We start from the raw sequence: 11,825 nt of genomic DNA, 5'->3' as shown, positions 1-11,825 counted from the left end.
AGTTCCAGATACGGGCCGAGTGCGGCACGGACGTGTCGATCTCGCCACGCTGAGTCGTCATGCTCTCCATCTCCTGTCATCACCGCTCGTCGCGGTCAACGCAGACGAGCACAGCGAGTTCTTCCGCGCCAACTCTCGCGGTTCGCTCACCGGCTGCGGAAGAACGTAACCAGCGCATCATGCCTCTCTCGGGCCAGTCCCCTCGCCGGCAGGCTGGAGCGAGGCGGAATGCACGAATCGAAGCGCCTTGGCCCTCACACCGGCATCACCCGGACGACCGTCCTACAGGCGGCCCTGCCGGCCGAAGTTCGCCCTCTTCGGCGAGGAAGTGTGGAGTGGCTCTCCGCGTTGGCCAGACGCACCCCAGGCGATTCGCCTGGGCATGGTGGGCGATCGTCGGCACACGGGCGGGGCCGCCCACGATCGTGACGAGGCCGGCCAGGGAGCCGGAGACCTCGGTGTCGAGCGTGATGTCGACACCGCCGGGAGCCAGGGTGGCCAAGCGCTCCGCGAGGCCGGCGCCGTAGGTGGGGGCACGGCCCCGAGGGAGGTGAGGAACTCGTGGTCGCTGGCCGTCCCCATCACGGTGGCGGCCCCTGGCCACCGCGATCTCCACCGCGGCACTGCCCACGCCTCCGGCGGTGCCCTCGACCAGCAGGGCCCCTCAGCCCGCTCTTCGCGGTCACAGATGTCAGGCCAGCGCTGGCGGGCTCCTCATCGGTCCAGGTGGAGGGCGCGTGGGCCCAGGCCGAGAGCGCGGCCAACTCCGCCGTCACGCCCGTGACGCCGCCAAGACCGAAGACCCGGTCGCCGATGCTTACCCCCCGCACGCCCGCATCGGTCTCGTCGACCACGCCTGCGACATCGCGTCCCGGAATCGCGGGCCCGACGACAAAGTTCGCCCTCGGCAGATCGCAGGGAGTGGAATCACGTCCGCGACGATGCGAAAGTACAACACCTGGCTAGCCAGCCCGCTTTATAGCAGAGATTTCCAGTTGCCCCAAGCCCAAAATCTCCGGGATCCTCGGCACGTCCATCGAGCCAAATATGCCTAAGGCCCCGGAATGAGCGAGAAAGACGTCGATACTTCCGCGACTGCGTTCCTAACCCTACCCAAGGCCGCCGAATACCTCGGCATTTCTCCAAACACCTTGTACGTCTGGCGCCATCGACGACAGGGGCCACCGAGTTTCCGAATGGGACGTCGTGTAATGTACCGCATTTCGTCACTCAACAAATGGATAGCTGAGCAGGAGCGAGCCGACTCCCGTTCGAACGAGTCGCTCAACCCGGTCAGCCGGGGCTCGGAGCGCCGCCGCTCTCGACGGTCCAGCTGATATCCCATGGCTGGCTGCGTAGAAGACAGGTGGCTCAAGAAACGCCCAAACAAAGCCACCGGCAAGCGAGAACGCACGAAGAGTGGGGAAAGGGGAAGCGGTACCGAGTCAAGGGGATTCCTGGGGTTCGTGACCGATCCTTCAACACGAGCGACGACGCGAAGAGCTGGCTGGCGATCGCCAAGGCCGACAGCAAGCGTGGAGAGCTCCATGATCCCCGCGACGGGAGCATCCTCCTGGCCGACTACATCGAGCGGGAGTGGTGGCCCAACCAGTCCTACGAGCCCTCGACGGAGGCGCCGACGCGCAGCCGGATCTGGAACCACATCATGCCGTTGCTTGGTTCCACCGCACTGATCGAAATTGACGCTGCGGCGCTCCGCGCTTTCAAGGCCGCTTTGCTGTCTCGGGTTGCTGATTCAACCGCCGAAGTCATATGGACCCATTTGTCCGGCATCCTCACTGCCGCCGTCGAGGACAAGCGCCTCCTCAAGCACCCCATGAAGGTACACCGTTCGATCAAACGTCCCAAGCGACAAGAGAAGAAGCGAAGGCATGGTCTCGCCCTACCGTGGACGCGGTTCGAGCTGGCCTTCAGGAGCGCTACCGCATAGCCGTCGACCTCGGAGTCGGTCTGGGATTGCGCCAGGGCGAGGCCTTCGCGTTGGACGAACGGGACATCGACTTCGAACGTGGGGTCGTTCATGTGCGGCGCCAGCTGCGCTGGGAGAGTCATGGGAGGCCGTACTTCTGTCTGCCCAAGGGGGGCAAGACGCGTACCGTGCTGCTGCCGCCAAACCTGGGGCTCCGCGTCCGCGAGCATCTCCGACGCTTTCCACCGGTTGAGTGCACTTTGCCGTGGCGCAATCCCGAACCACCGAAGACCAGGGTAGAGGCTCGCCAACGGAAGCCGGTGACAGTGCACCTCCTGCTGAGCACCTCCCATGGCAACCGGATCTTCTACAAGACCTTCAACGAACGCAGTTGGCGTCCCGCTCTGGCCTCGGCCGGCGTGGTGCGTGTCGTCGGTGAGGCGACAGCGCGGCACGGCGGGCGTCTTCGGCGTCACCCGGTCTTCGAGCTGTCACGCGAGGACATGTTCCACGTCCTCAGGCACACCTACGCCAGCGTGCAACTGGAGGCGGGTGAGTCTGTCGTCACCCTCTCGCACTGGCTCGGGCACTCCTCGCCCACCATCACCCTGGAGCACTACGCCCACTTCATCCCCGGGGCAGGCCGGCGCGGACTCGCCGCGATCGACCTCTGGCTGGCGGCTTGAGCTACTGCGCCCTGAGGAACGGAAAGTCCCTGAGAAGTCTCTGGCACACCCTCGCGGCACGGGGCGCTGACGAGCCCCCGGCGACGGACCACGCACGCCGCAGTTGCGAGGGCCCACAGCCGATAACGGCAGCGGGCCCCGCGGACATTCCGACGATGGGAGACGTCAGATCCAGCTGTTGGCAACGGCCAAGGCCGCGCCCGCGGCAATACCAAGCCCGACGGCCACTGCGGCGGCGACCACGGCACCCGACCGCCGGCGGCGACCGGATGATCCCGAGCTCTGGACCAGCAGCACAGCAGCCCACACACGGGGTCGTGACATGATGGTGGAGTTCCTCTCTCAGATAGGCACTGATGGGATGCGGACACAAGGCGGCCCCCTAGCCCGGGGCCGCTTTTCATTCCCCTGCGACCCGCATCCTGGACACGTTGAATATATGGCCGGGCGACCTGAATTCAAAATTGCCAACCGGACGGCTGGACTCACGAGGGTGTCGAGCAGAGAGTCGGGTACAAACATGCCCCCTGGCCATCGTTCCCAGATTTCGCAGGTCAAGCACCTACGCCAGAAGCGATGCCGCAATCCACGAAGGCGATTGAAAAAGAATTAAGCAAGGAATCGGGAATGGCCGGCCGCACTCCTTTCCGCAGGTCAGCACCCCAGTGGCACCGGCGGGCAATCAACTGTACGCTTCAAGGTCTGCAGGGTCGCCAGCCAGTAAGACTCGGGAGATATGAGGCGTTTACGCCATCCGAGACTGTCGCATACATGGCATAATCTTCCCACTCCCTGACGCGGCAAATAGCATCCGCCGCGCCGATATGGGCGATATGGGGGGCAAAGGTTGCCACTCCCCATTGCCGCCCACCCAACGGAAATGCCCACAAGTAGCCTTCAGAAGGCTGTCGATCAACATCTAGACGAGCAGTTCCGACGTGACTCAGTCGTCGTGGGCGATCAGCGACCTAGTGATGGGTGCGCCGATGGTGCGGCTGTGCCAGATTGCGCAGGTCATCGTCAGGATTCGCTGACCCACGCGGACGCCGGCGCCTTCGATCGTGCGCCCGCCGTGATGTTATGGAGCCACACGCCGCCGTTGTCCACTGGCCACGCCGCCGTGGAAGTGCATGGGACAGGACCCTCAGATATGTATTCCAGAGGCCGCTGGCGTCGACGTGTCCACTGTCGCGGAACAAACCAATGACGTTGTAGGGCTGCGGCAGGCCGGCGTGCCAGTACGGGTCCCTGAGGCAATCACCGACCGGCTCCTTCAGGGGCGCGCGGACCACGGATCGGCCAAACCTATGTGGTGGTTGCCCCTGACCGAAACCTACGCCGACGGGACCCTGCCGCTTGCCCTGGTCAGCCGGGCGGTCGACATCCCCTGTCCCGACATCGCCCCGGTGGCCGGCCGCAGCGTCATGCTGTGGGCCGCATGGGCGGTCGGCGCGGACGAGGCGTACCTGACGTGGCAACGCGACGAAGTCCGGCAGTACCCCGACGGAGAGGCGTTGCTGGACCAGGTCATCAGCGAGGTCACCGAGGTACGGACACTACCCGCGTCTGAACAGGCCGACCGGTACGTGGCGGAGACCGAGCTGGCCTGCCAGAGCGAGAGTGGCGCCGCATGAGATGGCGGCTGAAGGCCCGGCGCGCCCACACGGTGCTGCCCGCCGGGCTCACACTCTTCCTCGCGGCACTCTTCGTCCTACAGGACGCCGTGGTGAACTTGCCGTCCTTCGTCACCAGCGCGTCCAACCCCATGGTGTTCGTCCTGATGACTCCCGTCCCCGTATGCACCGCGCTCATGACCGCACTGGAGTCCCGCCCGACCGAGGCGGAGGAGACCGGCATCCGGAACGTGCGCCTACTGGACACCGCGCTGGTCCTCGCCACCGTCGCCTTCACCGTGGCGGCGGGCGCCGCCCTCGGTACGGCGGTGGACTCCGGTGCCGCCCAAGCCGCCGGCCGCAACGTGGCGTTCCTAACCGGTCTGATGCTCGGCGTGCGGACCATCACTGGCCCACCGGCCGTCATGGCACCGGTCGCTTGGATCTTCGCCGTCATCTTCATCGGCCTGGACGGCGGCGGCCAGGCCGAGCTCTGGACCGTGCTGCCGGAGCGCGCCGGTGAACCACTGGCCGCCCTCGCCAACATGACGGCACTGACTCTCGGCCTCGTCCTCCATCTCACAGCCGGTCCCAGGGTGGCTATGCACTTGAGTAGCGATGTCGTTCCGACACGGGACGGGGAGTCGCACGTCTACGCGAAAGGTCGATGTACGCGAGAACGGGAGTCACCTGCTCTCTGGCCGGCGGCGTGCGGCGCTCTGGGCCCTTCCTCGATAGCTGCGGGCCCTTGCCGTCGGCGAAGCCGCTGGTCCAGGTGGAGCGCCCCGAGCGGAGCGAGGGCGAACGACCTGGAGGAGCGGCGAGCGACGGCCACACTCGGCCCGCGAGGAAGGCCGCAGTGACTCCCAAGCTCGGTTCTGGCACAGATCTTGGGGAGCCGTCGCGGAGCGTCATCTCGATGTTCGATTGCGAAGGGCTGGCTTGTGTGAGACGGCGTAGGCCTTGTCGTCTGGCAGTCGGAAGTGACGCTCCATCAGGTGCTTGTCGGTCGGTGCCGTGGTCGGCTGTGGACGGTGATGGTGCTGGTCATGCTGACCGATGCATCGTTCTGGGACTCGCTGGTGTTCGACGGGATCGACGAGGTGGATGTCGAGGCGGTGACGGCCGCGTTCGGCACGGTCGAGGTGGCGGCGAGAGGCCGCACGGCCGGAGCTGCCTGTCCGGACTGCGGCCGCTACTCGGACCGAGTCCACGACCGATACCAGCGCAGGCTGAAGGACCTTCCGCTCGCTGAGCAGGGCTTTGTGATCCGGCTGACGGTCCGGCGCTTCATCTGCGGGTCGGCGGACTGCCCTCGCCGGACGTTCGCCGAGCCGTTCTCCCGGCTGGCCGTCCCGCACGCACGGTTCACCACGCGGCTCAACCACGCCCTGGAGCGAGTGAGGCTCGCCCTGGCCGGGCGGGCCGGCGCTCGACTGGCTGCCCAGCTGGGTTTCGGCGCGGGAAGGATGTCCTTGTTACGCAGGGTCATGGCACTGCCCGATCCACGGTTCGGTACTCCGCGTGTGCTGGGCGTGGACGACTTCGCGATCCGTCGCGGCCAGAGCTACTCCACCGTCTTGACCAGCGTCGAAGACCACCGCGTGGTCGATGTGCTCGCGACTCGTGAAGCCGGGCCGCTGGCCGCCTGGCTGATCGGTCACCCCGGCGTGGAGATCATCTGCCGCGACCGGGCGGGCGCCACGCCGAGGGCGCCCGGCGCGGTGCCCCCGACGCTCTGCGGGTCGCGGACCGGTTCCACCTATGGCAGGGCCTCGGCCGGGCCGTGGAGACCTGCGTCGCCGCCCACCGCGACTGCCTGCGCAACCCGTCGCCCAACGGCGTGTCGCCGAAGGCCCCCCGAGTGGCTTCCGGTCGGCCGCGGGACGACTCGGAGCCCGTCGGCCGGCGGGCTGAGCGGAAGAAGGCAGCACACGCCCTGGTCCACGAGATGCTTGCCCAAGGCCGCTCACGCCGGGCGATCGCCCGGCACTTGGGCTGGGGCCTCAACACCGTGCTCCGGTACGCGACCGCCGCACGCTGGCAGGACACCATCCGCGAGAACCGGCCCCGGCCCAGCAGGCTGGACCCCTACAAGCCCTACCTGGAACGACGATTCGCCGAGGGATGCACCAGCGTCACCCGCCTCCACCGTGAGCTCCTCGCCGACAACGCGCCCGTCACCTACCAGATGGTTCGCGCCCACATCGCTACTGTGCGCGGGGCTCCGACCGGCATGCCGCCGCGGATACCGACGGTGCGGCAGGTGACCGGTTGGCTCACCAGGCACCCCACGACCCTGAACGAGGACGACCGGGCCGGCCTGAAGGAGGTCCTGGCCCGCTGCCCCGAACTGGACACGTCCGCCGGACACGTCCGCGACTTCGGCGAGATACTCACCGACCGACTCGGCTCCACACTCCCCACCTGGATCGACGCGGTCGACGCCAGCCAACTACCCGGCCTCACCGGCTTCGCACTCCACCTACACCGAGACCTCGACGCCGTGACAGCCGGGCTCACCGTGGACTGGAGCTCCGGCAGCATCGAGGGCTCCGTCAACCGCATCAAGAAGATCAAGCGGCAGCTCTACGGACGATCCGGATTCGAACTACTCCGCAAGCTGATCCTGCTCCAGTAACACTCCGAGACGCGCCCCCAAGATCTGCGCGAGAACCGAGAAGTAGGAACATTGGCTGCGACAGTTGCTGATGCGGCCCAGCCGTGGAAGGGTGGCCTCATGCTGATCCGAAAGGGCGATGCCGCGTAGGCGTCCCAAGGCCGTCCGTGCAGAACGGTGGCGGCCACGATGGCAGTGTTCGGTCCTGAGGGTCCACAGTGTCTCCGCGCGGACTCGTGCGGCGATCCGCCGGGTCGAAGACCAACAGGGGATGCGGCCCAATGCGGTCTGTCATGCCCTGTCTCGTATCGAGTCGGCTTTCAGGCAGCCTGGCCGGTACCTCGATGTCTCCGTGTTCTGGTCGCCCGGGATAAACGATGCCCGTGATGACCTGGAGTGGGCGATGCTGCACCTTCCTCCCGGAGCCAAACGGGACTTGGGCCGACTGATCACGCGCATCGATGAAGAACTAGAGCGCCGTACCTTGCCGGACCCCAACAACCACCAGTTGGCGCCGTTCAGCTGGTGGTGGACCAGAATGCGTGAACGCTGACGGGCCCCGGCTCGTGACCCTCCCCTGCAATCGAACGACACCGTCACCCTCCGCGACGGCTCCCCAAGATCTGTGCCAGAACCCCGAAGTCATGTCGAATCGACTCCCGCTTCTGCCTGCACAGCCACCCAGGGGCCGGTTCCGCTGACGAACGGGAAGCACACCATGCCGCTCGACATCCGAAGCTGCACCTACGCCTACCGCCCGTGGGCTCCACCGGTGATCGAGGACCTGGATTCCACGCTGCCGCCTGGCCTGACCATCCTCCTCGGCCCGAACGGAGCGGGAAAGTCCACGATGCTGCGCCTGGCAGCGTCCGTCACCCGCCCCCGCACCGACACTATCGGCCTCGGGGACCTGCGCGCCGGCACCCACGCGTACCGTCGGGCCGTTGCCTGGATGCCGCAGCAGATCACCGCCATGACAGCGCTCACCGCACGCGAGCAGGTCGCCTACACAGGCTGGCCCAAAGGAATGAACCGACGCGATGCCTGGGACGCCGCCTCCCGGGCTCTCGACCGGGTCGATCTCACCGCCAAGGCCGACACAAAAGCCAGCAGGCTGTCCGGCGGGCAACTCCGCCGCGTCGGCCTGGCCTCAGCCCTGGTGCGCACAACGCCCGTGTCCTGCTTCTCGACGAGCCGACCGCCGGGATGGACCCCCGGCAGCGACGGGTGTTCCGTGACATCCTCGGAGCCCTCACCGCCGATATCCCCGTCCTGTTGTCGAACCACGACCTCGCGGACCTCGCCAAGGAGTCCGCCCACGTCACCGTGCTCGAAGACGGCCGAGTCATCTACCACGGCACCACGGCCGGCTTCCTCGCACACGCCCCCGCCGACGTGATCGCGGGCAGGGCGGCCGAGGCCGCGTACACGGCGCTGAGCCAGGACGGCCGCCGGCTGTGAGAGGGCGCTCCTGCGGTCCACGCTCTTCTCCCGTCATCGGTTCCCCGGCTCAGGGTGGGAACGCCGCGCTCCTGACGCTGTGCTCGTCAACTACGCGGGCCAAGGGGACATCGACTCGTGGACGGGAGCGTGCACGTGAGACAACAGCTGCGCAACCTCGCAGGCCGGGTCCACGAACGCCTTCGGCCTTTCCTGGCGGTGGAGTGCACGTGCGGTGGGCTCGCCGCGATCGCCCCCTGGCTGACCGCCTGAGGTCACTGCGCCTCGGGAGGCGGAAAGTCCCTGAGAAGTCCCCGCGGCACCACGCCACAGGGACTTCTCCACGAAAGCGCAGGTCAGAGCCAGTTTGATGGGGCGGCCACCGTGAACGTCAAGTACAAGGAGACGGCGCGGGGCGGGCTGGCGGTCAACATCATCGAGTGCTGAGCGCGGCACGTCCGCCCCACGGCGGGCCGGCTCGCGTGCGGGTCCCCGCGCGACCGAGGGACGGGTGAGTGCGGCGGGGGCCGGCGCATGGTGTTGCATGTCTCCCGGGCCCGGTGCGGCAAACAGGGGCCCCTCGACACGTTGCCCGACCAGAAGGCGCACATGACGGCAGAAGCCTCGCTGGATCGTCTCGAAGACGACGACTACCCCGCCTACACCATGGGCCGGGCCGCCGCGATACTCGGCACCACCCCCGGCTTCCTGCGCGCCCTCGGCGAAGCCCGCCTCATCACTCCCCTGCGCTCGGAGGGCGGACACCGCCGTTACTCGCGCTACCAGCTGCGAATCGCCGCCCGTGCCCGCGAACTCGTCGACCAGGGCACCCCGATCGAGGCCGCTTGCCGCATCATCATCCTCGAAGACCAACTCGAAGAGGCCCGGCGCATCAACGAGGACCTGCGACGCTCCGCCACTGAGTCCCACGACGGTACCGACGCTTGATCCGCGACGGAGAGACCCTCAGGTCCGGATCGATCAATACCTGTGATCGCGGAATGAGAATCGCGACCAGCGCGCGATGACGGCGCCTCGCGCCACCGTCCGCGTGAAATCACTCACCCCGCGCTCCCCGGCCCGCCGTGCTACTGTCGATCCCAGTTGCAGTTGTGGTTCCCGAAACTTCGAGCGCTCCCATCGGATCTTCTACCGCTGGGAGCACTTCTGTATTTCCGGTCTTTCTCGGACGGGGTGATCATCGCGGCGACACGGCGTCCGCATGGTGCGGTCGCCGAACACTGCCCCGAAGGAGAATGACATGGCATCTGGCACCGTGAAGTGGTTCAACTCGGAAAAGGGTTTCGGCTTCATCGAGCAGGAGGGTGGCGGCGCTGACGTGTTCGCCCACTACTCGAACATCGCCGCCCAGGGCTTCCGCGAGCTACAGGAAGGCCAGAAGGTGACCTTCGATATCGCGCAGGGCCAGAAGGGTCCGACGGCTGAGAACATCGTTCCCGCCTGATATCGACGCACAGCATGAGCTGGGGGCCGCACGGGGAGTGCGGGCCCCAGCTCGTCGCGTTGGAACGGCGCCCGGAGTGCTCGCCGTATTCGGACGGATGGCCCGCCGTTCTCTGCGTCAATCGGGTCCGCCTCCGCTTCGTTCTGGCTCGTTCTCGCGATTCTCTGTGCCGCTCAGCTGCTGCGGGAATTCCTTGACAACGTGCCGCATCAGGGAAGGTTCCGCATGAACCGCACACGCACGAACGACCGCTCCTCCCGTGCCCGCACCGGAGGCACTGGCAGGGGCGGCCGCTTCCGATCCTCCTCACCCAGCCGCTCCGGCGGGGCCAAACACTCCGGCGGCCACGGTCACCGGCCCACCGCGATACCAACCGAGTTCGCGCTTCCGAAGACGATCACGCCCGGGCTGCCCCCCGTCGAGGTGTTCAGCGATCTCGGCCTGCCTGGGCAGCTGCTCGCCACGCTGGCCACGGAGGGGGTGACCCTGCCGTTCCCCATCCAGGCCGCGACCCTGCCGAACACCCTCGCGGGTCGTGACGTGCTCGGACGCGGGCGGACCGGCTCCGGCAAGACCCTGGCCTTCGGCCTCGCGCTACTGGCGCGTACCGCCGGACAGCGCGCCGAACCCCGCGAGCCGCTCGCGCTGGTCCTCGTCCCCACCCGAGAGCTCGCGCAGCAGGTCACCGACGCGCTCGCCCCGTATGCCCGCTCCGTCAGGGTGCGGCTGACCACGGTCGTCGGCGGACTGTCGATCACCAGGCAGGCCAACGCGCTGCGCCGCGGCGCCGAGGTCGTCGTCGCCACGCCAGGCCGGCTCAAGGACCTCATCGACCGCGGGGACTGCCGACTGGACCGGGTGGGCATCACCGTGCTCGACGAGGCCGACCAGATGGCCGACATGGGATTCATGCCGCAGGTCACCGCCCTGCTCGACCGGGTGCGACCGGACGGCCAGCGGATGCTCTTCTCCGCCACCCTCGACCGCAACGTCGATCTGCTGGTGCGCCGCTACCTGACCGACCCCGTCGTGAACTCGGTCGACCCCTCTGCCGGCGTGGTCACCGCGATGGAGCACCATGTCCTGCACGTCGACGGGGCCGACAAGGCTGCCATAACCACCGAGATCGCCGCCCGCGAAGGCCGCGTGATCATGTTCCTCGACACCAAGCACGCGGTCGACCGGCTCACCCGGGAGCTGCTGGCCGTCGGGGTACGTGCCGGCGCGCTGCACGGCGGAAAGTCCCAGTCCCAGCGCAACCGGACCCTGTCCCAGTTCAAGACCGGGGGCGTCACGGCGCTGGTGGCGACCAACGTGGCGGCGCGCGGGATCCACGTCGACAACCTCGACCTCGTCGTGAACGTCGACCCACCCACCGACCCCAAGGACTACCTGCACCGGGGCGGGCGCACCGCGCGCGCCGGCGAGTCCGGCAGCGTCGTCACCCTGGTCACGCCGAACCAACACCGCGATATGGGCCGCCTGATGGCGGCGGCGGGCATCGTCCCGGTGACCACCCAGGTCCGCTCCGGCGGGGCCGAACTGCACCGCATCACCGGGGCCCGGGCCCCGTCCGGCATCCCCGTCACCATCACGGCACCCGCGGCCGAGCGCCCCCGGCGCGGCGCCGCCTCAGCCGGCCGGCGCGGCCGCGGCCGCTCTCGGGCGACGCGCTGAACCACCTCACCCCGGCCGGTCGTTCTCTCCCTTCTCCCTGCGAGGTCTCATGCGTTGTGTCATCGCCCGTTTCCCGTTCGACCTGACCAAGAACGGGGTGCTGGAATCGTTGAAGGGCGTCAAGCCCGAGCCGATCGCCGGCGAGTACGTGACCATCGGTCGCCGCGACTACCCCCTCAAGCAGGTGGGTCAGGTCGTCACCGGCCAGGACCGTCGCGACTTCAGCGTCGGCGAGGTCCGGCGGGCGATGGCCCTCCTCGGCTTCACCTGCCACCCCGGCGTCACCCCCGGGCCCGGCCCCAGCCCGGTTGAGCGCGCTTCCGCGATGCTCACCACGCCCGAGTCGGCCTGATTCCCGGCAGGGGCGGAGAGATCCCTGCGGCACGGTGCCGCA

11 protein-coding genes and 4 pseudogenes are annotated in these 11,825 nt (G+C 67.8%); 13 read left to right on the top strand and 2 right to left on the bottom strand.

All coding sequences use genetic code 11. From position 1 onward, the window contains the following. Positions 1-292: 292 nt before the first annotated feature. A pseudogene (locus ACYVPE_RS17725) lies at positions 293-884 on the bottom strand (MDR/zinc-dependent alcohol dehydrogenase-like family protein); the annotation flags it as partial. 180 nt (positions 885-1,064) lie between these two features. On the opposite strand from ACYVPE_RS17725, the gene ACYVPE_RS17720 reads away from it, so the two are divergent. The 3 genes from ACYVPE_RS17720 to ACYVPE_RS17710 are packed head-to-tail and all read left to right on the top strand — an operon-like array spanning position 1,065 to position 2,616. Continuing rightward, on the top strand, positions 1,065-1,337 hold the full coding sequence (locus ACYVPE_RS17720; RefSeq protein ID WP_461034581.1) for a helix-turn-helix transcriptional regulator: 273 nt from the start codon (positions 1,065-1,067) through the stop codon (positions 1,335-1,337). Between the two features lie 29 nt (positions 1,338-1,366). After that, positions 1,367-1,951, top strand: a complete 585-nt coding sequence (locus ACYVPE_RS17715; protein ID WP_461034580.1) for a hypothetical protein — start codon at positions 1,367-1,369, stop codon at positions 1,949-1,951. Continuing rightward, a complete protein-coding gene (locus tag ACYVPE_RS17710) occupies positions 1,909-2,616 on the top strand; it encodes a site-specific integrase (protein ID WP_461034579.1) in 708 nt (235 codons plus the stop codon). Before ACYVPE_RS17715 ends, ACYVPE_RS17710 begins: the two co-directional genes overlap by 43 nt. 943 nt (positions 2,617-3,559) lie before the next feature. Here ACYVPE_RS17710 and ACYVPE_RS17705 read toward each other — a convergent pair. Beyond that, a pseudogene (locus ACYVPE_RS17705) lies at positions 3,560-3,691 on the bottom strand (IS982 family transposase); the annotation flags it as partial. Positions 3,692-3,932: 241 nt separating this feature from the next. Here ACYVPE_RS17705 and ACYVPE_RS17700 point away from each other — a divergent pair. From ACYVPE_RS17700 to ACYVPE_RS17655, 10 genes and pseudogenes are all read left to right on the top strand, one after another. Then, positions 3,933-4,250, top strand: coding sequence for a hypothetical protein (locus ACYVPE_RS17700; RefSeq protein ID WP_461034578.1), 318 nt, complete (start codon positions 3,933-3,935; stop codon positions 4,248-4,250). Then, entirely contained in the window at positions 4,247-5,092 is an 846-nt protein-coding gene (locus ACYVPE_RS17695) for a hypothetical protein (protein ID WP_461034577.1), read from the top strand. Before ACYVPE_RS17700 ends, ACYVPE_RS17695 begins: the two co-directional genes overlap by 4 nt. A 174-nt stretch (positions 5,093-5,266) precedes the next feature. Then, positions 5,267-5,515 (top strand): annotated as a pseudogene (locus ACYVPE_RS17690) (transposase family protein); the annotation flags it as partial. A 665-nt stretch (positions 5,516-6,180) separates the two neighbouring features. After that, a complete protein-coding gene (locus ACYVPE_RS17685) occupies positions 6,181-6,870 on the top strand; it encodes a transposase (RefSeq protein WP_461034576.1) in 690 nt (229 codons plus the stop codon). A gap of 697 nt (positions 6,871-7,567) precedes the next feature. Further along, a pseudogene (locus tag ACYVPE_RS17680) lies at positions 7,568-7,966 on the top strand (ATP-binding cassette domain-containing protein); the annotation flags it as partial. Between the two features lie 110 nt (positions 7,967-8,076). Further along, positions 8,077-8,310 carry a hypothetical protein gene (locus tag ACYVPE_RS17675; protein WP_461034585.1) on the top strand — a complete coding sequence of 78 codons (234 nt, stop codon included), beginning with the start codon at positions 8,077-8,079 and terminating at the stop codon, positions 8,308-8,310. 588 nt (positions 8,311-8,898) lie between these two features. Further along, positions 8,899-9,237: a MerR family transcriptional regulator gene (locus tag ACYVPE_RS17670; protein ID WP_461034575.1), complete on the top strand. Its 339-nt coding sequence runs from the start codon at positions 8,899-8,901 to the stop codon at positions 9,235-9,237. A 313-nt stretch (positions 9,238-9,550) separates the two neighbouring features. Then, positions 9,551-9,754 carry a cold-shock protein gene (locus ACYVPE_RS17665; RefSeq protein ID WP_461034574.1) on the top strand — a complete coding sequence of 68 codons (204 nt, stop codon included), beginning with the start codon at positions 9,551-9,553 and terminating at the stop codon, positions 9,752-9,754. Between the two features lie 225 nt (positions 9,755-9,979). Further along, positions 9,980-11,431: a DEAD/DEAH box helicase gene (locus ACYVPE_RS17660; RefSeq protein WP_461034573.1), complete on the top strand. Its 1,452-nt coding sequence runs from the start codon at positions 9,980-9,982 to the stop codon at positions 11,429-11,431. A gap of 49 nt (positions 11,432-11,480) precedes the next feature. Further along, positions 11,481-11,783 carry an SCO5918 family protein gene (locus tag ACYVPE_RS17655; protein WP_461034572.1) on the top strand — a complete coding sequence of 101 codons (303 nt, stop codon included), beginning with the start codon at positions 11,481-11,483 and terminating at the stop codon, positions 11,781-11,783. Positions 11,784-11,825: the final 42 nt, after the last annotated feature.

The organism is Streptomyces mayteni (assembly GCF_054783955.1).
This window is presented reverse-complemented; position numbering and strand designations above follow the sequence as displayed.

What these genes read in the sequence shown, in the direction of transcription:
- ACYVPE_RS17660 (WP_461034573.1), top strand. Translation starts at nt 9,980, where the DNA reads ATGAACCGCACACGCACGAACGACCGCTCCTCCCGTGCCCGCACCGGA.
- ACYVPE_RS17670 (WP_461034575.1), top strand. Translation starts at nt 8,899, where the DNA reads ATGACGGCAGAAGCCTCGCTGGATCGTCTCGAAGACGACGACTACCCC.
- ACYVPE_RS17665 (WP_461034574.1), top strand. Translation starts at nt 9,551, where the DNA reads ATGGCATCTGGCACCGTGAAGTGGTTCAACTCGGAAAAGGGTTTCGGC.
- ACYVPE_RS17720 (WP_461034581.1), top strand. Translation starts at nt 1,065, where the DNA reads ATGAGCGAGAAAGACGTCGATACTTCCGCGACTGCGTTCCTAACCCTA.
- ACYVPE_RS17655 (WP_461034572.1), top strand. Translation starts at nt 11,481, where the DNA reads ATGCGTTGTGTCATCGCCCGTTTCCCGTTCGACCTGACCAAGAACGGG.
- ACYVPE_RS17685 (WP_461034576.1), top strand. Translation starts at nt 6,181, where the DNA reads ATGCTTGCCCAAGGCCGCTCACGCCGGGCGATCGCCCGGCACTTGGGC.
- ACYVPE_RS17695 (WP_461034577.1), top strand. Translation starts at nt 4,247, where the DNA reads ATGAGATGGCGGCTGAAGGCCCGGCGCGCCCACACGGTGCTGCCCGCC.